Annotated in this window: 19 protein-coding genes; 3 read left to right on the forward strand and 16 right to left on the reverse strand. The window is 42.1% G+C overall.

Annotation, left to right across the window (positions count from 1 at the left end; all coding sequences use genetic code 11):
* Positions 1-95 precede the first annotated feature (95 nt).
* Positions 96-1,139 (forward strand): Gfo/Idh/MocA family protein, encoded by a 1,044-nt coding sequence (locus B9Y69_RS12515; protein ID WP_085473307.1) that lies wholly within the window; start codon positions 96-98, stop codon positions 1,137-1,139.
* A 128-nt stretch (positions 1,140-1,267) separates the two neighbouring features.
* Here B9Y69_RS12515 and B9Y69_RS12520 read toward each other — a convergent pair whose 3' ends face one another.
* From B9Y69_RS12520 to B9Y69_RS12555, 8 genes are all read right to left on the reverse strand, one after another.
* Positions 1,268-2,785, reverse strand: coding sequence for a RagB/SusD family nutrient uptake outer membrane protein (locus B9Y69_RS12520; RefSeq protein WP_085473308.1), 1,518 nt, complete (start codon positions 2,783-2,785; stop codon positions 1,268-1,270).
* Positions 2,786-2,804: 19 nt separating this feature from the next.
* Positions 2,805-5,915: a SusC/RagA family TonB-linked outer membrane protein gene (locus B9Y69_RS12525; RefSeq protein ID WP_085473309.1), complete on the reverse strand. Its 3,111-nt coding sequence runs from the start codon at positions 5,913-5,915 to the stop codon at positions 2,805-2,807.
* A gap of 353 nt (positions 5,916-6,268) precedes the next feature.
* Positions 6,269-6,997 (reverse strand): LytR/AlgR family response regulator transcription factor, encoded by a 729-nt coding sequence (locus B9Y69_RS12530; RefSeq protein WP_085473310.1) that lies wholly within the window; start codon positions 6,995-6,997, stop codon positions 6,269-6,271.
* A gap of 75 nt (positions 6,998-7,072) precedes the next feature.
* Positions 7,073-8,401, reverse strand: a complete 1,329-nt coding sequence (locus B9Y69_RS12535) for a RagB/SusD family nutrient uptake outer membrane protein (protein ID WP_085473392.1) — start codon at positions 8,399-8,401, stop codon at positions 7,073-7,075.
* 20 nt (positions 8,402-8,421) lie between these two features.
* Positions 8,422-11,763: a SusC/RagA family TonB-linked outer membrane protein gene (locus tag B9Y69_RS12540; RefSeq protein ID WP_085473311.1), complete on the reverse strand. Its 3,342-nt coding sequence runs from the start codon at positions 11,761-11,763 to the stop codon at positions 8,422-8,424.
* Positions 11,764-11,785: 22 nt separating this feature from the next.
* Positions 11,786-14,404, reverse strand: a complete 2,619-nt coding sequence (locus B9Y69_RS12545) for a zinc-dependent metalloprotease (RefSeq protein ID WP_234991231.1) — start codon at positions 14,402-14,404, stop codon at positions 11,786-11,788.
* Positions 14,405-14,528: 124 nt separating this feature from the next.
* The gene (locus B9Y69_RS12550; RefSeq protein ID WP_085473312.1) at positions 14,529-15,998 is read right to left on the reverse strand and encodes a histidine kinase; all 1,470 of its coding nucleotides are present in this window, start codon (positions 15,996-15,998) and stop codon (positions 14,529-14,531) included.
* Positions 15,999-16,049: 51 nt separating this feature from the next.
* Positions 16,050-16,856, reverse strand: coding sequence for a M90 family metallopeptidase (locus tag B9Y69_RS12555; RefSeq protein ID WP_085473313.1), 807 nt, complete (start codon positions 16,854-16,856; stop codon positions 16,050-16,052).
* Positions 16,857-17,112: 256 nt separating this feature from the next.
* Here B9Y69_RS12555 and B9Y69_RS12560 point away from each other — a divergent pair, with 256 nt between their 5' ends.
* Together B9Y69_RS12560 and B9Y69_RS12565 are read left to right on the forward strand one after the other, a co-directional pair.
* The gene (locus B9Y69_RS12560; RefSeq protein ID WP_085473314.1) at positions 17,113-17,643 is read left to right on the forward strand and encodes a CD225/dispanin family protein; all 531 of its coding nucleotides are present in this window, start codon (positions 17,113-17,115) and stop codon (positions 17,641-17,643) included.
* A 14-nt stretch (positions 17,644-17,657) separates the two neighbouring features.
* The gene (locus tag B9Y69_RS12565; RefSeq protein WP_144036569.1) at positions 17,658-18,050 is read left to right on the forward strand and encodes a DUF2752 domain-containing protein; all 393 of its coding nucleotides are present in this window, start codon (positions 17,658-17,660) and stop codon (positions 18,048-18,050) included.
* Between the two features lie 93 nt (positions 18,051-18,143).
* Here B9Y69_RS12565 and groL read toward each other — a convergent pair whose 3' ends face one another.
* From groL to B9Y69_RS12605, 8 genes are all read right to left on the reverse strand, one after another.
* Entirely contained in the window at positions 18,144-19,781 is a 1,638-nt protein-coding gene (gene groL / locus B9Y69_RS12570) for a chaperonin GroEL (RefSeq protein WP_085473315.1), read from the reverse strand.
* Positions 19,782-19,880: 99 nt separating this feature from the next.
* On the reverse strand, positions 19,881-20,156 hold the full coding sequence (locus B9Y69_RS12575) for a co-chaperone GroES (protein WP_085473316.1): 276 nt from the start codon (positions 20,154-20,156) through the stop codon (positions 19,881-19,883).
* Between the two features lie 474 nt (positions 20,157-20,630).
* The gene (secG, locus tag B9Y69_RS12580; protein ID WP_085473317.1) at positions 20,631-20,993 is read right to left on the reverse strand and encodes a preprotein translocase subunit SecG; all 363 of its coding nucleotides are present in this window, start codon (positions 20,991-20,993) and stop codon (positions 20,631-20,633) included.
* A 12-nt stretch (positions 20,994-21,005) separates the two neighbouring features.
* Positions 21,006-22,148, reverse strand: a complete 1,143-nt coding sequence (locus tag B9Y69_RS12585) for a hypothetical protein (protein ID WP_085473318.1) — start codon at positions 22,146-22,148, stop codon at positions 21,006-21,008.
* A gap of 8 nt (positions 22,149-22,156) precedes the next feature.
* Positions 22,157-22,669, reverse strand: coding sequence for an LptE family protein (locus tag B9Y69_RS12590; RefSeq protein ID WP_085473319.1), 513 nt, complete (start codon positions 22,667-22,669; stop codon positions 22,157-22,159).
* A gap of 4 nt (positions 22,670-22,673) precedes the next feature.
* The gene (locus tag B9Y69_RS12595; protein WP_085473320.1) at positions 22,674-23,945 is read right to left on the reverse strand and encodes a sigma 54-interacting transcriptional regulator; all 1,272 of its coding nucleotides are present in this window, start codon (positions 23,943-23,945) and stop codon (positions 22,674-22,676) included.
* 21 nt (positions 23,946-23,966) lie between these two features.
* Positions 23,967-25,400 (reverse strand): tRNA (N6-isopentenyl adenosine(37)-C2)-methylthiotransferase MiaB, encoded by a 1,434-nt coding sequence (gene miaB, locus B9Y69_RS12600; RefSeq protein ID WP_085473321.1) that lies wholly within the window; start codon positions 25,398-25,400, stop codon positions 23,967-23,969.
* A 490-nt stretch (positions 25,401-25,890) separates the two neighbouring features.
* The gene (locus B9Y69_RS12605; protein ID WP_200811800.1) at positions 25,891-26,580 is read right to left on the reverse strand and encodes a YiaD family glycine zipper/OmpA-like lipoprotein; all 690 of its coding nucleotides are present in this window, start codon (positions 26,578-26,580) and stop codon (positions 25,891-25,893) included.
* Positions 26,581-26,600: the final 20 nt, after the last annotated feature.

Below are 26,600 nucleotides of genomic sequence, written 5' to 3' on the forward strand. Positions count from 1 at the left end.
GTACTCTTGTCTTGTAAAAAAGGTTATATTAGTCGCGTATTCAATTGAAATACTAACCAAAAAAACATCATACGTAAACCTGATAAAAGGATTTCATGAGGGAGAAAAATTTCAGATTTGGAATCGTCGGAACGGGTGCTATTGCTTCGATCCATGCGGTGTCAATCCAGCACACTACACAAGCTCAACTTGTTGGTGTCTACAATCGTACATATGAAAAAGCGAAAGCGTTCGGTGAAATTCACGGCTGTAAAGTTTATGATGACCTAACGGCAATGCTCGCGGACGAAAACATTGATATCATTACAATCTGTACGCCTTCAGGTGCACACTTGGAAATTGCCGAGATGGTTATTCGTTCCGGGAAACATTGCCTCATTGAAAAACCACTCGAAATCACGTTGGAGCGATGTAACCGTATTATACAATTAGCGGAAGAATATAACGTACAGGTCGGCACAATATTTCCTACCCGTTTTTACCCCAATAGCCAAAAGATAAAAGAACAACTTCGGCAAGGGTATTTTGGAGACCTTGTCATGGGTAGCGCGAGTATCAAATGGCATCGTAGTCCGGCATACTACCAATCTGCCGCATGGCGTGGCACTTGGCAGTTGGATGGTGGAGGCGCATTGATGAACCAGGGTATTCATGCAGTAGACATGCTGCTCTGGTATATGGGTGAAGCGGTATTTGTGCAGGCGATTAGCAGCAACCGCTTACATCACCAAATAGAGGTCGAAGATAGTATTGTTGCAAATATCAAATTTAAAAATGGCGCCCTAGGTGTTATTGAGTGTACAACAGCAGCATTTCCGGGCACACCAAAGAGGCTTGAAATCGTTGGCACTAAAGGCACCGTTGTCTTAGAAGAAGATAAAATTTCGTTTTGGGAGTTTCATGCGCAACCCCAAACCAGTTCTATTAAGCCAATGACCGAAGGTCCTTTAGCACAAGGAGGTGTTAATGATCCCATGGCGATCACACATTATGGTCACCAACTACAAATTCAAAATTTCATTGAAGCACTAGTGTCCAACAATATTCCTTTAATTGATGCCGTAGAAGGAAAAAAATCTGTAGCACTTATTTGTGCTATTTATGAAAGCGCCAAAACGGGACAACGTGTTTATCTCTAACTGAAAATAGGACACCCATGGCAAATACAGAAGGCTGTGTTGCATGCATGCAACAAATGTAGAGAGTTTATACGCCTAAAAAGCCGTGAATAAGAACATCAAAAAACGCCTCCATATGGAGGCGTTTTTTAGTAACTATAATGTTCATTCTGATCCAGGGCTTTATTCCTATCCCAAGCATCCCTTGGAATTGGAAACACGATAGGTTTCGTCATGAGCCAGGGCTTCTGTCCAATATTTAATTCTGCAAAATTAGGACGTTCGGCTTCAATAAACTTAAGAAAACGTCCACTCCTGTTCAAATCCGAGAATCCACCTGTCGGTTCCCATATAAACTCCATACGTCTTTCTTTAAAAACCGCATCCAACACCTGTTCCTTTGAGAGTCCTTGTCCGAGGTCTGTCAAACCAGCACGCTTACGTATTTTATTAACCTGATCAATAGCCTTTCCTCGCTGGTCAAGTTCATTGAGTGCTTCTGCGTAATTCAACAATACCTCTGCAAATCGGATTACAGGTGCATTAACACCCGAATTATTCAACGTTGGTTTTTGCCAATACTTCGTCATAATATAACCAGATTTGGACCATCCTGCTGGCACATTTGTCGGCATGATAAAGGCCGGCATATCCTGATGTGCTTCCCCAGGCCCAATAATAGAGGTCCAATACCTTTTGTCCTTGATTTTCCCTGCACCATCCTTCTCATGCGCATTAACCCAATGTTGTTGAGGCACAAAGTTACTCCAGGCAGCTCCACCTGTAAATTCTGCCGGCGCACCTCTCGGAGCAGTACGCTTCACTAAATTATTACCCTCCGCATCAACCCCCTCCTTAAACTGTGTAGAGAATAAAATCTCATCATTATTCTCATTACTTTCCATGAAGATGGACCGATAGTCTGGCAATAAAACATACCGCTGTTCCAAGAATAACTCCTCTGTTACGGTAACGACTTTATCATATTTTTTTTGCCACAAAAAGGATTTTCCTAGAAGTGCCTTGCATGCCCCCGAAGTAATTTTACCGACTTGATTTCCCGTCCAACGCACCGGAAGATCCACCTTTGCTTCCTCCAGATCCCGATCTATCTGCGTCCACACCTCTGCCGCTGAGGCTCGTGGTATCTGCAACTCAGAACTAGCATCTAGCGGCGTTATTATTAAAGGTACACCGCCAAAATAGGTAACCAATCGGTAATAAAAGAGAGCACGAAGAAACTTGGCTTGCCCTATAATTTGCTTTTTCGCTAAAGCATCTCCATCTGCCATAGCAGAAACTTTAGCGATGACCACATTTGCGCGACTAATACCCAAGTAAGCTGCCGTATACATATCCCGCAAAATCGTGTTGGTCGACGGAAAGGCCAAGGAATGCAGTTCTATTCGATTCGCACTCCCATCCATCTCATACATATCGCCTGAAATCGCCCACTCTATATCCGCTGCATCGCGCACATTAGTAAATGCCTCTTCCTTCTGCAATGCACCATAAGCCCCTATCAACGCCGCTTCAGCATCAGAAATACTCGTAAAAAACTTGTCTTCGACAAGAACATCAGTAGGTGAAAGGGTAAGAAAATCACTGCTACAAGCAGTCGCTGAACTCAGCAAAGCAACGCATACAATATTTTTTAATATTTTCATCTTATCTGTATTTAATAGATTAGAAACTAGCTTTCAAACCAAACATAAACGTTCGTGGCATCGGATAAACCCCATCATCTACCCCACTTGCCAAAGGATTTGTTGAACCAACCTCTGGATCAAATCCCGAATATTTAGTGAATGTCAACGCATTTTGAACCGAACCGTAAACTCTGACGCGCTTGATGAATGTCGTCTTCGCAAACACGGGATCAGGAAGCGTATAGCCTAAGGTCACATTTCGTAGTCTTAAGTAGGATCCATCTTCCACATAAAAAGAAGATAGATTAGCATAGTTTCCATTGAGGTCGGTATATTTCAAAATAGGCACGGTGTTTCCTCCATTCTCGGGAGTCCAACGATTCAAAACATCCGCAGAAGCATTAATCACACCACTACCACCAAAGTACTTCACAGGATAGGTCGTAAATTTGTTAACATGGAATATTTCATTACCAGATACACCTTGAAACAGTACGTTCAGATCGAATCCTTTGTATGAAAAATCCATATTCATTCCATAAGTTAGCGTTGGCCAAGGCGTTCCCAACATTACACGATCAGCATCTGTAAGAGCATTATCACCATTTATATCGCGGAACCGAAAGTCACCAGCACTCGCATTCGGCTGAAAAGCCTTATCTACCTCACCATTAGATTGATAAATACCGTCAACCATATATCCTCTAAAGTAACCGATAGGCTTGCCCACCTCCGTATAGGAAGTATTCATACTTGTAAAGCCCACAATAGGCCCTGATATCGGATTACCTGCCCCCATGGATATAACGTTATTTTTTAATGTTGATAGATTCACACTGACATCATACTTGAATGAACTACCGCCACCATAGCCCAACAAGAGTTCAAAGCCTTGGTTACGAATTTTACCCCCATTTACCGACGGAGCGGACTCAAAGCCAGCTTCTAAGGATACTGGTAAACTGACCAGCATATCACGGGTATCTTTGATATAATATTCAGCAGTCATATAACCCCGATTATTAAGGAAGCTTACATCGAGTCCAAAATTCAGTTGCTCACTTGTCTCCCATTTTAAATCGCTATTCCCAGGACGAATCATACTCGCTCCTGTTACCAACCCTTGACCCGTCCCCAAGATGTAATTATCAACCACACGACCTAACCCAAACGTGCTCGAATAGCCAAAGGCTCCAATAGCATCATTTCCTAATTGTCCCCAACTTGCACGGAGCTTCAAGTTATTGATGGGTCCTGACTGATTGAAAAAATCTTCTTCTGAGATATTCCAACCCGCAGAAACCGAAGGGAAATTTCCCCATTTATAAGACGGTCCAAAATTAGATGAACCATCCCGACGAATACTCGCAGAAAAGAGGTACTTATTATCATAGGCATAATTGACTCGTCCAAGGTAAGAGGCTAATGTATAGACAGACCCTGTCCCAGAACCTCTCCTGTTGGCATCAGAACTCGTGTTTACCACACGGATAGTTTCATTCTGAAACTCTCGTGCCGTGATCGAAATCCAATCGCTCGCATTACGTTGAGCGGTCTGACCGATAATAGCGGACACGCTATGTTTGTCTATCACTTTATTGTAATTCAAAGTGTTCTCCAATAACCAATTCAATCCCTGTGTTTGTGTTTCTCCTAAGATTGCTTGTGGATTACTGTAAAATCCACGCTGTACCTTGGGTTCCCAGGTACTTGAACGATTGGAGTTAAAGTCTAAACCTACACTCGAACGGAAAGTCAATCCATCTACAATAGTAACCTCGCCAAAGGCATTCCCATACATACGCATATTACGCAGGAAGTTTTCTCTACTCTTCGCACGGAGATAGGGATTATCACCTTGTGTCGAATAATACGCAGACGAACCACTCACCACATCCTCTAAGCCTAGAGTTGGATAAAATTGTTGTGCAAGATTGAAAATACCTAATCGAAAATCCTCATTTTGTTGCCCTTTTGCTTGCGTGTATGCGAATGCCAGACTTCCCCCAAATTTCAACCGTTCGCCAACTTGTATATCCATGTTAGCGCGTCCAGTGTATCTTTTATTCCACGTCTCGATCAATGTACCTTGTTGATCACGATACCCAAGTGACAAGGCATTTTTCACTTTCTGATTCCCTCCGGTCATGGACACATCAACATTATACATAGGAGCTGTACGAAAAACTTCATTAATCCAATTTGTTCCTTCTCCAAGATCCTTCGGGTTGGCCCATTCGGGGTTTGGTGTCATATTCGAATTACGATACAACTCATTCGCTAAAGTCGCAAACTGCTCCGCATTTAGGAACTTTGGTCGCTTCCATAAATTCTGAAAACCAGTATATGCACTAAGATCCAGTGATGTCCGTCCCTCTTTTCCGCGTTTTGTAGTAATTAAGATAACACCATTTGCAGCCCGTGCACCATAAATGGAAGCCGCCGCCGCATCTTTTAGTACCTCAATAGATTCAATATCACTTGGGTTAACAATAGACATGCCGTCTACCTGGTCTGAACTACCACTGATGCCCATGTTGCTCCCCCCAACTGGAAAACCATCTATAACGTATAACGGTTGATTTCCGCCTGTCGTTCCTACTCCTCGAATTCTTACCGAGCTCGACCCACCTGGTGCACCACTAGTTTGCGTAATCGTAACGCCAGGAACTTTTCCTTGGATTGCACCTGTAAACGAATTACTAGATACCTTCTCAATATCAGCGGCTTTGACGGAAGATATCGACCCTGTTAGCTCCTTTCTTTTCTGCGTTCCATAACCCACTACAACAACCTCTTCCAAATCATTTTTGTCAGCTTCCAAAATAATCTGCAAAGCTACATTATTTTGCACCAGAACCTCTTTGGGTACGTACCCGACATAAGTCAAAAGTAAAGTTTTACCCTGAAGTTGCCCTAACAACTCAAAGTTTCCTTCTGCATCTGTTGAAACAGTCATTGGGCTGTTTTTAACTTTAATCGTAACACCAGACAAAGGTTGATTGTTCGCGTCTGTAACCTTTCCATAAACCTTCTCCTGATCATGGCCTATAACCGCCATCCGTCCAATAGCATGCGCGTACAGGTGATTTACAGGAAGAAAAGGAGAACTCAAAAAGAAACAAAGCATGTAGATTTTTGATCTCATAATGTTAAATTTATTTTATTGATTTATCGATTAATAATAATCTATCATGAAACACTTCCAGGTTCACAGCAGATACATTGCCATAATATAGACAGGATGCCTCTTATTGGCTATGAATCCACAGGGGACACATTAGTACAATTACAATAGATCTTAAGTTTATAATAGCACATCAATTCTATGTAAGGAAAGAGCCTTAAATACTATTGTGTACGTAAACGAATATACAAGTAATTTTTATTATGCAATAAAAATTTCACTTTTTTTTTATTGAATCGCTTGTAAAACAGCTGATTTGTCCGACCCGGTATTCGTTATAACTGAAAATAAAGGTAAAATAAGGGCAGTTGGAACTACTCCCCCAGCCAACGCTGAAAGTCATTCGACTTATCTTCGCTCACAATCACTTCCGCTCCAGATACAACAGGCGGATGCAACGATAAACGAATACGGCTACGACTCAATTTAACCATATCAATAATCGCCGCAATAGAAACAATAAATTTACGATTTACCTGAAAGAAACGTTTCGGATCCAATCGGTCCGAGAGACTGGTAATCGTATCCTCCACAATATATTCATCTCCGCTATGTAAAGTGGCATAAAGCAACTTATCCTCTGCCATAAAATAAGCGATTTCATCCGCTGCAATAGACTTTAGATGAATACCATACTTCACGAGGAAACGATTTTTAAAAGCCTGAACAGTGGGTGTTTTTTGTGGTAACAGCGGTTTCACCCGCAGCAAAGCTTCCTCCAATTCAGCCTCATCATATGGCTTTAGCAAATATGCATATCCCTGATTACGAAAAGCTTCTAAGGCATACGAATCAAAGGCCGTCGTAAAAATCACAGGAGACTTTACAGCTACCTGATCGAATATGTGAAAACTCAGTCCATCCCCCAGATGAATATCCATAAAGATAAGATCCACTTTATTGGTCGATAACCAAGCCACCGCATCGCGAATCGTCTTATGGTGTGTAAGCTCAAAATCCAACCACGACACATCCATCAGCATCTCCACCAGGCTATCTTTAGCCCAATCTTCATCCTCCACAATTAGAATATGCACTGCCATGAGGTGAAATTAAAAAAAATCCCCGCTTCAACAAAGAAGCGGGGAAAACTAACCAATATATAAACAAATGAAATGCTAAAAACCGAGCTCCGGGTTATTGTCAATCGCCACTTGCGGATAACGAATAACATAACGGGGGTCGTTTGCACGCAGGACATAATCAGTGCCGACAAAAGAGTGTGTAATTTCTGGTCGCGTACTACGTTTCAAGTCATACCAACGCTGGCCTTCGAGCGCCAATTCACGATTCCGTTCGGCCGCTATAGAAACCAACAGTTGCGTAGCACCCTCCTTCGACAAGGCCGACATTTGCTGTGTATAGTATGTAGGCTTCAATCGTTTTTGTAGTAAAACACCAAGCTTTTCGACCGCTTTATCCGTATTCCCTAACTGTGCATACGCTTCAGCAACGATAAGGTATAAATCCGCATTTCTAAAACTTACGTTATACTTATTATCACCACCCTTTAACGATATATAATCGCCGCCACGTTTCTGGAAGTAACGCACAAAACGCATATCGTTATCCTTGTTATAGCTATTTAAAAGACTGGTCGAGATATAGGTTGAATTTTTTACGGAAGGGATAGCCACCTTTTCCAAAGAAAGGATCATCTCTTTGGACTGAAAATCACTTGGTAACAACGCGCTGGTCACATTCAAATCTTCCAAATCCCCATTGATTGCCAACGCTGCTTCTGCTGCCGCTAACGCTTCCTGCCATTCACTACGATACAAGTGAACACGCGCTTCAAATGCATGCAACACTCGTTTACTAAATCTATATTTCACTTTGGCATCTTGATCTACCACCTGCATCAACGATGCTGCTTCTTTCATATCAGCCATCACCTGCGCGTACGACTGTTCGATCGTAGCCGGAACAAATACTTGCTCAAGATCTACCTTCAACGATAATGGCACACCACGCTTACCTGCATTTGCAGTGGAATAGTTATCCGCATAAAGATTTAACAGTTCAAAATGTGCATAGGCACGCATCAAATAAGCTTCTGCCTTTACCTGCTTCGCCTCCGTAGTACTACCCACCTCCGTATCAATATTGGCGATAATGTGGTTAGCATAGAAAATACTCTTATAGAAACCTACATAAGGCATCGAAATCGTGTTAGGATCCGGATTAGCATCTTTCCACAAGTAGATATCTTTAACCGAAGCCACATCTGTAGAATATTCGTCTAGCAGTACCTCATCCGTACGTAACGTCAAATACGACTTATGCGAAGGGAATCCTTGATAACCACTGGTCATCAAACCTCTAAAATCTTCGATAGTTTTCGGGACTACCGTACCCACCGGTTGAATATCCAGGTACTTATCGCAGGACTGTAAAGACAACGTCCCCACAGATAGTAAGCAGATATAAAAAACTATTTTTTTCATATTAAATATCATTATCAAGACTAAAAACGAGCAGACAAACCAACAGCAAATGATTTAGTAATTGGCTGCGCATATATGTTACCATATGATTCAGGATCGAAGTAGCCTTTATAGCTAGATCCGAACACAAATGGATTACGTGCTTCAACACTTACGCGTAAATTAGAAGCGCCTATCTTCGCACTTGCCACTTTAGGTAAGGTGTAGCCTAATCGAATACTCGTGATCCGTACATAGCTCATCTTCTTCGCCCAAATATCCAGCATCTCATAGCTCTTTACCGGATCTTTATCCAACATCCAGCTGTAGGCCATCCAGCGGTCGTTCAACTCGCTATTGGTACTACCGATGGCTTGGTATACATTTGAAGAACCGGAGGCAATATCTTGTAAAGACTGTACTTGATTAGCCCCGCGATCCACGGTAGCCGGGTTATAGAAAGGCCTAGCCTTCATCCACCGGTCAATATTGAATGCAGCCGTAACCGCAAAATCAAAATTAGACACCGTAAAACGGTTCGTCATACCACCTACAAATTTTGGATCTAGACTCCCTTTATACGAGAATTTATTACGATACTCTTCACGCGTTAAGTTACTTCCTGTCATCACGCCAGGGAAGAAATCTGCCCATTGGTCATAAAGTCCATAAAAATCCTCAAAGCTCACAGCCTGACCATCAACGCCCTTGAACTGCATAAGTCCATCAGCATCCAGTCCAGCGGTCTCCAATACAAACAATGAATTAATCGGCGAACCTTCACGCACCGTCATATTATATGCTTGCGGATTGTTCAATACGCGTAACATCCGATTGTTGTTGTGCGCAATATTAAAATCTGTAGACCAAGTAAATCCTTTACGCTGAATATTGCGACTAGAAATAGTTAATTCCACTCCCTCATTACGCACGGAACCCCAGTTACGCTGTACTTGTTCAAAACCATTCTCCAACGGCAACATGCTGTACCCAATTAAGTCGGTACTTGTTCTGTTGTAGCAATCGGCCGTAATATTCAATCTATTTTCCCACAAGCCGATATCTAGCCCTAGGTTCCAAGATTTAGTCTTCTCCCAACGTAGTTTATCATTTGCAGGCGCAGTAACCACGATCGTTTCCTCATTGTTTCCCGGCGTAATAATCGCATTGCCATAATTACCGATAATAAATGGATACGTATTACGGTCTATATTTCCTTGGATACCATAAGAAGCGCGAACACGCAAATTAGAAATTACATCGATCGATTTAATAAACTCTTCTTGCGATGCATTCCAAGAACCTGATAAGGACCAAATCGGTAGGAAACGGTATTTAGGATCTACCCCAAACATATTCGACCCGTCGTACCGAATACTTCCATATACATTATACTTACCATCCAACGTATAACCTGCGTTTGCATAGAAAGATGCATAAGCCGTCTCACCGATACCTTTTGCATATTGTCTAAATCGGGCATCCGTTGCGAAGTTGCTATTCGGAAATACAATAGATTGTGTTGTTAAGGTGCGTGGGTCATACCCAAAGCCTTTTGTCGACACGACATTACTGTTGGTCCGACGTAACTCCGTACCTGCCATCACTTCTACTTCATGGCGACCACCAAACTCTTTGCGGTATTGCGCAAAACTCTTCCAGTTGTATTGGAACGTACGGTTATGACTGTTGTCAATCATGCCTCCATCAGGTAAGAAATACTTATATTCTTTACTTGCACTATCATAGTATCGTGTGGCAGCGCGTAGCTTCCTGGTATTGTACGATTCTTTATCGGCAAACTTCTCGATACCAATTTCTTCGAACTGCATCCCCAATTCGGAACGAAGGGAAAGGGATGGAATAATTTGATATTCTAAAAATGTAATAGCCTTTAAACTCTTATTATTTAAGTTATAGCGCGTATTTGTCCGCTCCTCCATACTATTAAACGGAATATAGGTATCGTTTGAATATCCTTCGATATCGGGATCATACACATAGTTGCCGTTCGCATCTCTTATCGGTAAATACGGATTTGCCGTCCGCGCATATACGCTCGGGTTTGCAAATGCATCGACATCTTGTAACGGGTTGTTCCGTTCTGTCGATCCACCCATTAAGCTTAGCCCACCTTTAAGTGTGTTGCTTATACGGAAGTCGTTATTAAAAGATAAAGTATAGCGGCGCATATCCACACTTTGGGTTGCCCCTTGTTCATCATAGAAACCAGCAGAAATATAGTAACGATGTGCATCATTACCACCTGAAACCGAAGCTGTGTATTGTTGGTTCAACGAATTACGATACAGTGTATTTCCCCAATCGGTGCCCTGCGTACGTAAACTATTAATCGCTTGCTGTGTTGTCGTGCTTAGCCCAGAGAAACCGTTCTTGCGGTAAGCGTCCCACTCCGAAGCTCCTGATAAAATCCGTGCTATAGCCCCTTTATCTGTTCGGTAATCCAAATCTGTGCGCCCAGCCATGGCCAATTCAAAATCTACCTTTTCACTTGCATTCATCAAATTCAAACGATCGAAATCAGGCTTCTGATTAATGAAGGTATTCGCCGATACAGAAACCTGCGATGGACCGCTCTTACCGCGTTTAGTGGTGATAACAATAACACCATTTGCCGCACGCGCACCGTAAATCGAGGTTGCAGCCGCATCTTTCAACACCGTAATATCCTGGATATCGTCAGGGTTGATTCCTGCGATAGGTAGATTCGTTAGGTTATTCAAGTTATCCTTATCAAAGCTATTCGGCAATGCCGTACCTTCAATCGGTAAACCATCAATTACCCATAAAGGGTCTTGCGTACCATTCGTTGAAACCGTACCACGAATACGAATCTGTGGCGCACTATTGGGCCCTCCGTTCAGGTTCATCAACTGTAATCCGGCTACTTGTCCTTCTAACATCTGATCAATCCCAGAAACCCCGATTTGCTGAATTTCATCAGCTTTAATTTTGGTATACGAAGTCGTATTTTTACGCTTTTTAATATCGGTATACCCGGTAACAATCACTTCTTCTAAGGTCGCATCATTCGGCTGCATCAGAATCGTTTTCGGCAGCTTATTAACCGCTACTTTTTGTGTATCGTAGCCAACGAAAGAGATCGTCACACTAGCAACTCCCTTCGGCAAGGACAAGGTAAACATACCGTTCTCGTCCGTTACTGTTCCTAAGGCAGATTGTTGAATCTGTCCTTGAATCGCTGTATTCTCGGCAACTGCCGAAGATTCTACCATAATGGTCGCCCCAACCACGGGTTTTTGGGTTTTCGCATCCAGCACCTGCCCATTCCATTTTCCCCATTCCTGTCCCTGCGCAAATTGCAGCCAGGAGAATAAAAACAGGAGTAAAAATTTGTTCATTTTTTTTGTATTAGGTTAAGATTTACTTTTTCAATTCTAAGGTATTTCCAATACGTAAGCGTAGATCCTGATAATGCGCCTTAGTCGCCAAATCGCCGTTTCCAGCCGATTGCCCCAAAAGTTCATAAATTGCCATCAGCTCCATACGCTTTTGCATCAACATATCTGATGTTCTGCTCATCCCAGTAACATGCACATTGCGAAGCCCCGCTTTATGTGAACCATGGTTGTGGTTTGCACAAAAATCAGGCTGTGCAACATGTAAAAAGGCATCCACCATATCCAGCTTCTTCGTCGTTAATTTTTCCATTGTCTTATTGGTGGAAACAAGCAATACATCCACATAGTTTTGTTGAAGCATCCGTGTTTCTAAATCCAACGATTCTTTACGCATTGTTTTTGCAAATATATCTTTGCGGACCGCGACCAGAAAGTCTTCAGCGCTCCATGCCTTATCCTTACCAAAAAGCTGCTCCATTTCGGTCATGCGCAACAAACGTTCATCTTTTACTAAGCTATAAAGCAAACTATATTGAAACTCTCTTTTCAAGTTGTATGGTGCGTATTCAAACAAGCCAACCGGACTTTCTTTCATCGGGAAAGATTTCGTCATCATCTGCTTATCAAACAACCAATCAGGAAAAGCGAACACCTGTTCTTTCACATAGTCCAGCGCCTCTTGCTGCTTCGCTTTTGGTACGGGTGCATAGGCATCTTTATGATCCCCTAGAACCGGATTTTCTAAATATATACCACCAATATTATTGATCACATGATCCGCATACGTGTACCATTGTCCGATAACACCCATGTACAACCGTCCGGCGCGCTCATAGTCATCACCAGGTTGCGTTGTCCATTTGATGATATTCGGCATAATGCGTTTTAGGTTTTTAATACCATATCGTCCTGCTTTCATCGCATTATCGCCCAAATCTTCGGATTGCGAACGTGGGTCTACCACATTTTTGCCATCCTGTTGCTCACCATACCAGTAGTGTGGATCATGCTGATGTTTTTCTATTTCCTGACGCAAAGCAGGAAGTTCTTCCCAAGGCGTAGCTTTATCATTCCAACGGTAAGCCCAAGCAATTGCATATTTATCATATAAACCAATCACAGGAGTAATAGCTTTTACGCCATCTTCGGGTTGCGCGACGTAGTTAAAACGGGCGTAATCCATAATAGAGGTTGCCGTCCCGCCCATCTTGGACGTAAACGATGGGGAACGCAATGAATCCACCGGAAAACTAGATGAACTGCCCATATTGTGCATCAAACCCAAGGTATGTCCAATCTCGTGCGACGATACAAAACGGATGGCATGCGCCATCTTTTCCTCCGAAAATGTATTTCCTTGTACTGTTGTATCAACAATCCCTGTCTGGATACGCATCCAGCTGTTGAGAATCGTCATTACATTATGCCACCAAATTACATCAGCTTCCAAAATCTCACCCGAACGAGGGTCGACGACTGATGGTCCCATCGCATTTGCCTGCGATGAAGCAGCATATACAATGGAAGAAACATTCGCATTATCTACATCGAGGAGGCTGTCCTGCATCATTTCTTTTGCAAAAATGGCGTTTTTGAAACCAGCGGCCTCAAACGCAACCTGCCAGTCGTGGACGCCAGCAATAATCTCTTTGCGCCACTGTAATGGTGTTGCCGGATCGATATAAAAAACAATAGGTTTCTTCGGCTCTACTAATTCGCCCGCTAAGTAGCGTTGCTTATCTTCCTCTTTAGGTTCCAAGCGCCAACGCGTAACAAGGTTTCGCTTGTCTACCTCTTGTTGCTTATCCGAAAAGTACCACATCGGTGTAGTAAAGTAACCGATTCGAGGATCTGCAAAACGAGCCTTCATCGGTTCTTCCGGTAATGCATAAATGTTGTTTGTTACTTTCAATGTAATAGGAATCGAAGCATTGCCTTCTGTCACCTTGGTGCTTAATACCGAACGCACCATGATATTGTTTTCGAAAGATTTGATAGCCTCTATGCTCGATAAGGCCGTCTTAGGAGATGTCCCTAAGCCAAGACTACTGAATACATCCATAAAACTCTTTTCCGTGCCATCAAATACTTTATTGATTTTTATGATAACAGAAGAAGAGTCTTTCCCAAAACCTTCGACTTTAAATGATTCAATAAAAGAAGGCGTATAATTGTCAAGTACAGACTGTTTAATCGCCGCATCTTTGTTTACCTGAACTTGTGGATTGATTTCGCTGACCCAAACTTCTTTTTTGTTCTTATAGAGGCCAAAGCGAATAACTTTATTTTCAAAGTTCATCCCTTTGTTTACGCCTGCTTCGTTTATTGCCAATGGTACTGAAGATACTTTCTGTATTAACAGGAAGTCCTTATCCATCAAACGAAATGGGATATCGAAATAATAATTGCCCTCTTTTTCTATCACCTGAAATACACCGCTATCAATACGTGCATCTTTCACTAATTTTTCATAGGAAATAAGTTTTGAACTGTCTTTCTTGGTGGTATCTGTATCTGCTTTGATCGCTGTTGATTGTTCTTTTTTCTGATACGGTTCAAGCAGCTGACAGGAAGAGAATACGGTGATAGAGACGCAAGTAAAAGTAAACATGGCTAACCCATGTAGATGACGTTTTTTCATGTAGATAAAATGAGGTCAAAAATTTGAACACGCTAAAATGCTAAGAAATCAAGGGCATACAAACCTTTACTCCGTGAAGGCGCAGATTAAGGGAGTGAATCTGCATATTCGAACGAAGAAAAAACTAAATTAACGGGAGTCTGACCTTAAAAACTCCCTCTTCTTCCTGCGCGTAAAAACCTGTCACACTGTAGTATTGATAAACGGAAGCTAAAAAAGCAATGCCATAACCACCCTTTGGCGCATCAGCAGCTTGGGTTTTTGGTCGCACAACATTGGAGACCAGCAAGGCATCACCGTCATACTCTATCGTTATAAGTAAGGGATGCTCGCTTGAAAGTTCGTTGTGCTTAATCGCATTTTCCACCAACACCTGTAGACTTAGATGTGGAATCTTACGCAGTTCCACTACTTTTAGATTATCCACCACAACGGAAAATGAAGCTTTGCCAAACCGTATTTCTTGTAAGAAACTATAGGACTGCGCCAGCTCGATCTCGCTGCCTACTGTGGATAGTCCGGAACGATCGGATTGAAGGACTTTCCGATACACCCGTGCTAACTTACTAACGAAACTTCGGGCAACGGTATTGTCTTTATCGATGAGCTGCTGTAAAGAACCTAACGAATTGAAAAGAAAATGTGGATTCATCTGCTCGCGTAGATTCTCGAAACGCATCACGGCTTTTTCTTTTTCATATTGCAGATTATCAAGCTCGACTCGTTGCAACTTTTTACGGTCGCTATACAGCAATTGCAACATAAGAATCGCAATGCAGATTAAGCCGAAACCAAAACCTAGTGTGAGTTGGGATATCTCCTGTACATCCTCCGCCGTCATCATCAGCAAAACTGAAACGATCATTTTCCCTTGTCCAAGCAGGCCTTCCAGCGGATACACGCGAGCCAGCACATCCATGCGGATAAAAGACGACTCTATCACACTATCTTTAACTGCAGATAGCTTTTGTAACTTCTCCCGATTAGGTTTCCCTACCTTCGCCATATCAGGATGTATGACACAAATCCCCTCGTCATTATATACTTCAAAATAGGATCGCGCACTTAGTTTGGACCCCCAAAAGTAGGCGTTGACTTTCAAGATATCGATAAACCAGTACACCGATTTATCCGGACTTAATTGGATGTGCCGGATAATATACATTGACTGTCCAACCTGCAGAAAACGGGACGCACTATCGGTAGGCAGGTTATTCGTAAAGGTTCTGATGTCCAACGAAAAGGGCAAAGAAAAGTTTTTATAAAGCGTGCCTTCCTTCTCGTTCGTAATCAGGTAGGCGGCCACGACCTTACTTGCTATACTATCCTTCGGAATCAAAGAGTCGACAAGGGTGTAATCGTTTCGTAATAGCAGCTTGTTCAGCATGTCTACATGCTGATAGAGGATATCAAACTCTTTCTGGATCACTAAGGAACTCTCGACGCTGACATCACGCAAAATGCGATAATTTAAGTCGCGCTGCTTCTTATCAATAAGTTTCAGTCCAATAACTCCGATTCCGATCAATAAAATAGCACCAATAGCATAGATATATATCCGTCTCAGCTTGAACCCCTTATACCATTTACTCATTTCGCCGCAAAATTAGCGAACATCTACCGGAGAAACAAATAGGATGGCGATCTAAGCGTCTGGCGTATCTTCCTCGCTGCTATAAATCTCGTCTAGGAGGGCATACAGCTGCGGATGATCCTCTTTGAGGAGTTTGGGCTTTTCAAAAAAATATTCGGATGTAACAGCGAGAAACTCTGCTGGGTTGGTTCCTGCATAATCACGGATATCAGAACGGTCTTGATGGATCAGCCGTATTGTCTTGTGCATTTCATGAAGCCAAGGTTCGATCAGACTCTTGGGAATGAGGTACTCCGGTATACCATCGACTTCTCCATCGGCCTTATCAATTAAATGTACAAACTCATGAATGGCGGTGTTCGATGGTGCCGAATTTGCAAAACCAGCACGTAAAGCAGCAAGAGAGAGGATCATCTTACGGTGCATAACACCATCGCCAACCATACCTAAAATATTTTTATCAGAGGCTTCTGTGTCATACCTTTCATCGAAAGTACCAGGATAGATAATAACTTCATCCAAATTTTCATAAGACCACTTATCAAAGTGAAATAATGGAATAGTAGCACTCGCCGCCACCAATACTTTATCTTCCTCGGTAATCTCCGCTCCTTTCTCCGCTGATATTTTTGTCGTTGCAAGAAAGTAGTTCACTCTCTTTACAAATCGCTGTTGTGCCTCAGGATCGAGGCGTTGAAAAAAGGAGACGTGAGCGGTGAGGATATCAACAAGATGTGTCGCATCGACCATCTTTTCCTTCACAATCTTTTTGTTGCCTACAAACCGGAAGACATACCAAATGAGTAATACTCCAATCAGTAGAACCAAGATCGTTACGCAAACAGGGTTATATTCCATAATACTAAAATAGGAATTAGTTGGTAGATTGTAGCCGGTAGATTGTAGTTCGTAGTTGGTATTGTAGTTGCTTAGGTAATAGTTGCTGATCTTCGCCGGGGTATCTTTATTACATGGTCATGTTGATCCGACCTTACTTGCTGGCGCGAGCCTTTGGTTCATGTCCCTATGATATCGTAAGTCCGAACTAAAAACTTCCAGCATTAACCATTGCCCATAAAAAATTCTTAGATTTATATAACTAATATTCAACCCCATGCGAAAGTACTATTATACCGACGGGCAGAACAGCCTAGGACCATTCACACTTGATGAGCTCAAATTTAAAGGTATAACCGGCGAAACCTACATTTGGACAGAAGGCTTAACAAACTGGATACAAGCTAAAAATATTGAAGAACTAATTCCGCTGTTTACAGGAGAAAATCAGCCTTACTACGGTAGTCCGTATCAAGCGCCGACGACGTTTCCGCAGGTACCACAAGGCTATTATGGTACGCCCACACCAACAGGATACCCACCAAAAACGTACCTCGTAGAGAGCATACTTACAACCATTTTCTGTTGTTGGCCCTTAGGTATCCCTTCCATTGTATATGCTACCCGCGTGGAGAAGAAGTTTTATGCAGGGGATATCATCGGTGCACAGCAGGATTCCGATAATGCAAAAAAGTGGCTATGGATAAATGTAGGAGCTTGTATCGCTTTATGGATCCTGTATTTTCTTATTTTTGGTTTCGCCTTTTTTGGTGCGATCATCAATTCGGCCCAACATAGTTCGCTATAGTTTCTATCGGAAAAGTGATTCAAAAACAAAAATATCAACTCCTCTTGGTTGGCGGATTAACGATGCTGTTCCTCGGGTTTGCTTATATCTACAAGCAGTATGATCCAGAGACAAGTGCGTGGTTCCCAAAATGTCCGATGAAAAGTCTGACAGGGCTAGACTGCCCTGGTTGTGGCTCTCAGCGGGCGTTGCACCAGCTGTTAAACGGTCACCTGAAAGAAGCCTTTCAGCAAAATGCATTGCTCATTCCTTTCATACCGTACCTTACGCTAGGTTACGGGTATCGTTTTATTAAAAACCCCAATGCAAGGATACTGAAATGGCGGAAGATTCTGTTTGGAGAAAGTGCGATCAAGGTACTGATCGTGGTTATTTTACTGTACAGTATATATAGAAATGTGGGGTAGAAGCTTATACAGTAAGAAAATAGTATTTCTTACTAAAAAATAAAGGCTGCCTGTATACACAAGCAGCCTTTATTTTTTAGTAAGGAAATGATATTACATCATTCCACCCATACCGCCACCCATTGGAGGAGCACCGGCACCTACTGGATTTTCTTCTGGTTCATCAGCCAATACACATTCTGTTGTCAATAACATTGATGCGATAGAAGCTGCATTTTCTAATGCGACACGTGAAACCTTAGTTGGGTCGATAACACCAGCACCAATTAAGTTCTCGTAACGATCTGTACGCGCATTGTAACCGAAATCTGCTGTACCTTCTTTTACTTTCTGAACAACTACCGCACCTTCGATACCGGCATTGTTACAGATTTGACGTAAAGGCTCTTCGATTGCACGTTTGATGATTTCGATACCGATTGTCTCATCTTCGTTCTCTCCTTTAAGGCCAGCTAAAGATTCAGTAGCGCGGATGAAAGCAACACCACCACCAGCAACGATACCTTCTTCAACTGCAGCACGTGTAGCGTGTAAAGCATCATCAACACGGTCTTTTTTCTCTTTCATCTCTACCTCAGTAGTTGCACCTACATAAAGAACCGCAACACCACCTGACAATTTAGCCAAACGCTCTTGTAATTTCTCACGGTCATAATCTGAAGTCGTTGTCTCAATCTGAGAACGAATCTGTGCAACGCGAGCTTTGATATCATCTGCATTACCAGAACCGTTGATAATTGTTGTATTATCTTTGTCAACAACTACTTTTTCAGCTTGACCTAAGTAAGAAAGTTCTGCATTTTCTAATTTGTAACCTCTTTCTTCAGAAATTACAGTACCGCCAGTTAGGATAGCAATATCTTCCAACATAGCTTTACGACGATCACCGAACCCTGGCGCTTTAACAGCAGCTACTTTCAGTGAACCACGGATTTTATTTACAACCAAAGTAGCTAATGCTTCGCCATCTAAGTCTTCCGCAATAATCACCAATGGTTTACCTGTTTGTACTTGTTTTTCCAAGATCGGCAACAATTCTTTCATGTTGCTGATTTTCTTGTCGTAGATCAAAATGTATGGGTTCTCTAACTCCGCTTCCATTTTGTCAGAGTTTGTCACGAAGTAAGGAGACAAGTAACCACGGTCAAACTGCATACCTTCTACAGTTTTTACTTCAGTTTCTGTACCTTTCGCTTCTTCAACAGTGATAACACCATCGTTACCTACTTTTTCCATCGCTTCAGCAATCAAAGAACCAATAACATCGTCATTGTTCGCAGAGATTGTTGCTACTTGTTTGATTTTGTTATTGTCAGCACCTACAACTTGAGATTGATCTTTCAAGTTCGCTACAACAACAGAAACCGCTTTATCGATACCGCGTTTCAAATCCATTGGATTTGCACCAGCAGCAACAGATTTCAATCCTGGAGCGATGATAGCTTGCGCCAATACAGTAGCTGTCGTAGTTCCATCACCCGCCTGATCAGCTGTTTTAGAAGCTACTTCTTTCACCATCTGTGCACCCATGTTTTCTAAAGCATCTTTCAATTCGATTTCTTTAGCTACGGAAACACCATCTTTAGTAATCATTGGAGAACCGAATTTTTTCTCGATGATTACGTTACGACCTTTAGGGCCTAAAGTTACTTTTACTGCATTTGCTAATGTGTCTACACCTTTTTTCAGTGCATCACGTGCTTCAACGTTATATCTTACTTGCTTTGCCATTATATTCAATTGTTAAGAAGTACCTTACAGTGCGACATCGCATCCTGGGGATACTGTACAATGTTTTTACTTTTTTAATTTATACCTATTTTAATTTGCTTACAGTACTGCGTAGATATCAGACTCACGCATAATTAAGTACTCTTTTCCTTCGTAAGTGATTTCTGTACCGGCATATTTACCATACAATACATTGTCACCAACTTTAACTGTAAGTGGTTCTTCAGGTTTCCCTGTGCCCACGGCTACAACTGTTCCTTGAGAAGGTTTCTCTTTTGCTGTATCAGGGATATAGATACCTGATGCCGTTTTTTCCTCTGCTGGAGCTGCTTCAACAACAACTCTGTCACCAATAGGTTTAATACTTAAAGCCATAATTATTTTAGTTTTATTTTTTCAATTTATATTAACTCCGAAAGTGCACTCGTATAAAATTGTGAGTCGGCAATTAACCATTCAGCAAACCAAATAGCCCACACCGCTTCTTGACGAATCACTTCCGTATACTGTTACATCACCAATTATGCCAAAGCACGAAAGGCCGTTTTTCTTGCCATTTTTGCACTGCTTGACAAAAAACTACGGTCATCGGCAGCACCGAGATGTCAGACTGTCACTTTCTGGTCACGACAAAAGATCATCGCGTCGTTAAAGCTCCTCGTAATGACAGCCCAGTATCCATTCTCTTCCTGATGACGACCTCCGGATATGCAGTGATCGCATGGTGACAAACTGCACACTCACCACTATTCGTCATCGCGAACCCGAGGCACAAGGGTGTGGCGATCTTTACAAAAAAAGCCCCACATAAAAATGCAGGGCTTTTAGCACCATCAATACGATGGAAAATTATTTTGTTGAATCTGCTGGTGCAGCTGCCGGTGCTTTCACTGGAGCTTGTTGTTGTGCAGGATTATTTAAATTTAATGGCGCTTGTTGCACTGGCGCTTCAATTTGATCACCAAGACCACCTGATCTACCTGAACCTGCTGAAGGGCCTAAAATATTGAAAGCAATACATAAAACCATCAATGTAATAACCAATCCCCATGTTCCTTTTTCTAAGAAATCACCTGTACGTTGCACGCCCATAAGATTGGAACTTCCAGCAAATCCTGATGACAGACCTCCTCCTTTTGGGTTCTGAATCAACACGATAAATGCTAATAACACACTTACTAAGACAATCAGGATAATCAAAAATGTTTGCATTTTTTTATTCAGTTAATATAGTTTTTCTTCTAATTCCTTTATACGGGTCGCAAAGTACGATTTTTTTTCGGGATATTTCAAAATTAATTTTTTGTACACCTCAATCGCTTTCACATACATCGCCTGGTTTGCATAAATCGTCGCTAAGGTTTCTGTTACAAAATTAAACTGCTCCTCAGAGCTCTTTCGCGCCTTATTCTCTGTATTAAGGTGATCCACCGATGGCGGTTGTATCTGCGGCTCTTCTCGAATGAAACGCTCAATCACTTCACTCGATTTCTTCTTCTCCACAACTTGTACAACACGTTGCTTGATTTCCTCACTTAATTTATCTTCTGGATCTTGGAAATGGATAATATTTTGACGGATCTGTTGATCTAAAACAAGCTTATCTAGCTTTGCCGGATCAAATGGCATCTTTTCTGTTTTCTCACTATTAGAAAACACAAAAGGCTGATAGGTATCGGCATACTCCAAACGCGTCTTATGCAACCACCAACGAAAACTATACGGCATCAGATCGTCATTGTACAGACTTACATCTTCCGGCTCTTCATCTATTTCAGGTTGTTTTGTCTCCACGACTTCTGCAGCTTCCGCTTTTTGCTTTTCCTCCCGTGCATGCAAGGCAAAGTAATCACCACCGCCGATGCCCTCAATCACTAAGTTCTTCAATTCGGCTTCATCTTCACGCTCCTCGATGGCTGCCTGACTCTCTTCCACAACAACAGCCTCCTCCGGAATTATCTCCTCTTCAACAACCGTTGTTTCATCAGCCCCGACTTCAACAACCTCTTCTTCAACGATCTCCTTAGTTACCGCAGACGAATCCACAATCTCTTCCTCTAAAGTCTGCAACGAAAGGTCTTCAAATGGAACATAATCATCATCAACCACCTCTATCGAAGGCACATCCTGCACGGGAAGTTGCACGTAATCATAGAGCCAGCTCGGATTATTAGCCATCAAAATAGCTTTTCCATCTAAACTATCGAGCTCGCCCAATAAAAAACGACGACGCTCATACGCAAAATGCAAAGGCTGTGAATACGGAAATTTAGATAACAAGCGATTAAAATCGGCCGTCGTAAGTCCTTTCGGATCTACCAATGCCTGATGGTACGCTTGCGCTAATGATAAACTGCTACTCTCCATATAATCTCCTACCAATTTGCAAAGGCTTTATTATAAATATCCTCCGTCAACAACTTTATAATTTCCGGGATAGTCCCCTCTTCTTTTCCCTGAATAGGAGGCATAAACTCCCTAAACTGCGAGAAAGATTGTTCAAAATTGCTTTCTCCCGTCTCATCCAGACGGTTTGTATATTTTACTTTTACCGTGATGGTAAGTCGGTTCATCCCTGCTCTATCATTCGCGCCTACCGCTACCGGCGCAATATCATAACCTGTAATCACACCCTCAAACATCGCGTCTGCATCACCATTTACCTGGCTTAAGCGCGATTGATTACGGATACGTTCTTTTAACCCTTCCGTAAAATTCTGACTTAATGTCGGATATACCATCGGTGCGATATTTTCAAAATACTGTACGTTCACGGTTTTCATATTTGCCGGAATAGATCCTCCCGAAAAACCGTACTTCACGCCACAGCCGTTAAAAGTTAACGTCACGACAACCATAAAAGACAACAGCAGCAGAAACCGTCTCATAGTATTAATCTAAATTTAAGTCTTTAATTTTACGATATAAGGTTCTTTCCGAAATACCGAGCTCTTTTGCGGCGGCTTTACGTTTACCTTTATGCTTTTTAAGCGCTTTTTTTATCAAATCTGATTCTTTCTCCACCAATGAAAGCGACTCTTCCACCTCTTCGGCATCCTGCGTTTCGTAAGGCATGTAATCACCATTCCCAATCGTAGGCTGACTTGGATTATGAATAGTTAATGTCGGTTGTTGTGCAGACATCTCCTCCCGCAAATAAGCAGCTGGTGCAGGACTCACTTCATCATAAAGCTGATTGATATAGGATGAATTCTGTTCAAATGTTCCTGAGTTCACTCCTTGCTGGATAAGCTCAACTACCAATTTTTTGAGGTCGACCATATCCTTTTTCATATCAAAAAGGACTTTGTACAAAAGATCCCGTTCGGAAAAATCTTCTTTACCACCATCTTTCACAAAAACTGGAAGTGTTGATTTTTGCTGCTCCATGGGTAAGTACTTCGCCAATATAGATGCATCAACAACACGCTCTTTCTCTAACACAGCTATTTGTTCAGCAATATTCTTCAACTGTCTAACATTCCCGGGCCAGCTGTAGTTCATCAGAAGCTCCTGCGCATCAGGCGTCAATTGCACGCCTGGGCTACGATATTTGTCTGAAAAATCAACAATAAACTTTCGAAATAAGAGATTGATATCCTCCTTTCGTTCTCGCAAGGAAGGTATCCGTAAAGGCACCGTATTTAAACGATAATATAAATCTTCTCTGAACTTACCCTTCTTTACCGCTTCAAATACATCTACATTCGTCGCTGCTACGACACGGACATTGGTTTTCTGCACTTTAGATGAACCAACCCGAATATACTCTCCCGTTTCCAGTACCCGCAACAATCGCGCTTGCGTTCCCAAAGGAAGCTCCCCCACCTCATCCAGAAATATTGTTCCACCATCTTGAACTTCAAAATAACCCTTACGCGCTTCGTGCGCACCTGTAAAGGAGCCTTTTTCATGTCCAAAAAGCTCTGAATCAATCGTCCCTTCAGGGATAGCGCCACAGTTAACAGCGATAAAAGGGCCGTGTTTTCGGGCACTTAACTGATGAATAATATGCGAAAAAACTTCTTTACCAGCACCACTCTCTCCTTGAATCAACACGGAAATATCTGTCGGTGCTACTTGCTTAGCGACATCAATAGCCCGATTCAACAGCGGAGAGTTTCCGATAATGCCGAATCTATTTTTTATATCTTGATTATCCACGCTGATTTCTCATTTTAGAATTTAGTCTACGATTTTTCCCATCAACGTTGCTGATGTACAACGTTCCACCATCACATGAACGTACTGTCCACGTTTGAAACGCTCATCGACCGGAAAAACAACCATCGTGTTTTGATCATTTCGACCACAGAAATCTTGATCCGAACGTTTTGAAAACCCTTCGATCAATACTTTCTGTACTTTACCCACAAAATTCTGTGCCCGGTAAAGGCTATGCTCTTGTTGCTTATTAACCACTTCCGTTAAACGGCGCTTCTTAACATCCTCAGGGATATCATCTTCATAGCGCTTTGCCGCTAAAGTTCCTGGTCTTTCAGAATACGCAAACATATAGGCAAAATCATACTTCACATAGTCCATCATCGAAAGGGTTTCTTGATGCTCCTCCTCGGTCTCTGTACAGAAACCAGTTATAACATCCGTTGAGATGCCACATTCCGGAATAATACGACGAATCGCATCCACCCGCTCCATATACCATTCGCGGTCGTATGTACGATTCATTAACTCCAAAACACGGGAGTTACCCGATTGTACCGGAAGGTGAATGTATTTACAAATATTCTCGTAACGCGCCATTGTATGCAGTACCTCATCCGTAATATCTTTGGGATGTGAAGTGGAAAAGCGTACTCGAAGCTCCGGGCTTACTTCTGCAACCATAGCTAATAATTGTGCAAAGTTTACCGTAGGTTGTGGCGTCTCACCTTCTGCAACAGGTGCAGTATATTTATACGAGTCTACATTTTGTCCCAATAGCGTTACTTCTTTATAACCTGCGTTAAAAAGATCTTGTGCTTCCTTCACAATAGAATGGAAATCTCTGCTTCTTTCACGACCACGCGTAAAAGGAACAACACAGAAAGAACACATATTATCACACCCCCGCATAATCGATATAAATGCCGAAATACCGTTAGAGTTTAACCGTACAGGATTGATATCTGCATAAGTCTCTTCCCGAGACAGTAATACGTTTACCGCCTTAGCTCCATCATCTACTTTGCCGATCAAGTTCGGCAAATCACGGTAAGCATCAGGCCCAACAACAACATCAACCAGCTTTTCCTCTTCCAGGAATTTAGACTTTAAACGCTCCGCCATACAACCCAAGACGCCAACGACCATTCCTGGATTTTTTGCTTTCGCAGACTCGAATTCCTTCAATCGATTTCGAACACGTTGCTCTGCATTCTCCCGAATGGAACAGGTATTGATAAATACAACATCAGCCTCTTTATAGTCTTTAGTTGTCTCAAAACCGTTATCCACCAAAATGGAAGCAACAATCTCACTATCAGAAAAATTCATCTGACAACCATAACTCTCGATATACAATTTCCGACCCGTCGACTTCCCTGTAGGAAGCATATCCAACGCCTCTCCCTGACGGGACTCATCGTGTGTTTTTGTTGTATGTTCTAGTTCTAACATAATGCAATATAAAAGACTACAAAGTTAGGAATAAAAACTCGAAAAGATGCCACTTTGGCAGAGATTGTTAGCAGGTAATTGATAGTGCGTTGTTGCTTACCTGTAGTTGGTGGTTAGTAGTTGGCGGTTAGTAGTTAGTAGTTAGTAGTTAGTAGTTAGTAGTTCATGGTTTGGTAGTGTGCGGCTGGTAGTTCATAAAGACTGAGCTTCTCCCGCCCAAATTTACGATGTATAGCCTATACCGTCATCCCAAACGAGGCACAAGGAGGGGCTATTGATAATACAGCGCAATTGATCGGGAATAACAAGGACGGGTACTGAATAGCTAATAATGCTCAGAAATTTCCTGCCGTCGATAGGTCTGAATACACATCAAGAAGCATAAGACCTGTGAATAAACCATCCTTTTACATACGTAAACCATTCAAACAGAAAAGGCGCTGATGTATACCTTAACACCAGCGCCTTTCCATTATATTTTAGAAGTGGATTACTTACCCGCTTCTGCTTTTGCGTCTTGAATCATCTTATCACCCGCTACCACAACAATCTCTACACGGCGATTCTCTGCACGACCAGCATCTGTATCGTTAGAGGCGATGGGCTCAGAAAAGTTTTTTCCTTCTGTTTTTACACGTGATGAAGCTAAGCCTTGCGCTACACAAAAAGCTTTTACAGCATTCGCTCTAGACTCCGAAACTTTTTGATTCGCGGCTAACGTACCAACATTATCCGTATGTCCAATAACCATAATTTCTGTTCCTGGCTCTTTATTTAAAGTAGCAACTAAATTACCAATGTTGGTTTTTGCAGCGCTTTTTAATGTCGAGCTGTTGAAGTCAAACAAAATACCCTCATCGAATTTCACAATGATACCTTCATCTGCCTTGATAACCTCAGCACCAGCAACCGTATTTTCGATTTCCTTCGCTTGCTTATCCATTTTCTTACCGATCAAAGTTCCGGCAACACCACCAATCGCAGCACCCGCAAGTGCACCAATTGCTGTATTTCCGGCTTTCCCTCCGATTAGCGCACCAATACCTGCACCTGCAACACCACCAATTGTACCGCCTTTGGCAGCATTACTTGCGTTTTGAATTGTCGCACAACTAGATAACAACATCACCGATGTTGCTACAGATAAGCCATAAATAGCTACTTTTTTATTTATTTTCATACCGATATCTTGTTTTCCTT

Origin of the sequence: Sphingobacterium psychroaquaticum (assembly GCF_900177625.1) — a bacterium.
GTDB classification, from domain to species: Bacteria; Bacteroidota; Bacteroidia; order Sphingobacteriales; family Sphingobacteriaceae; genus Sphingobacterium; species Sphingobacterium psychroaquaticum.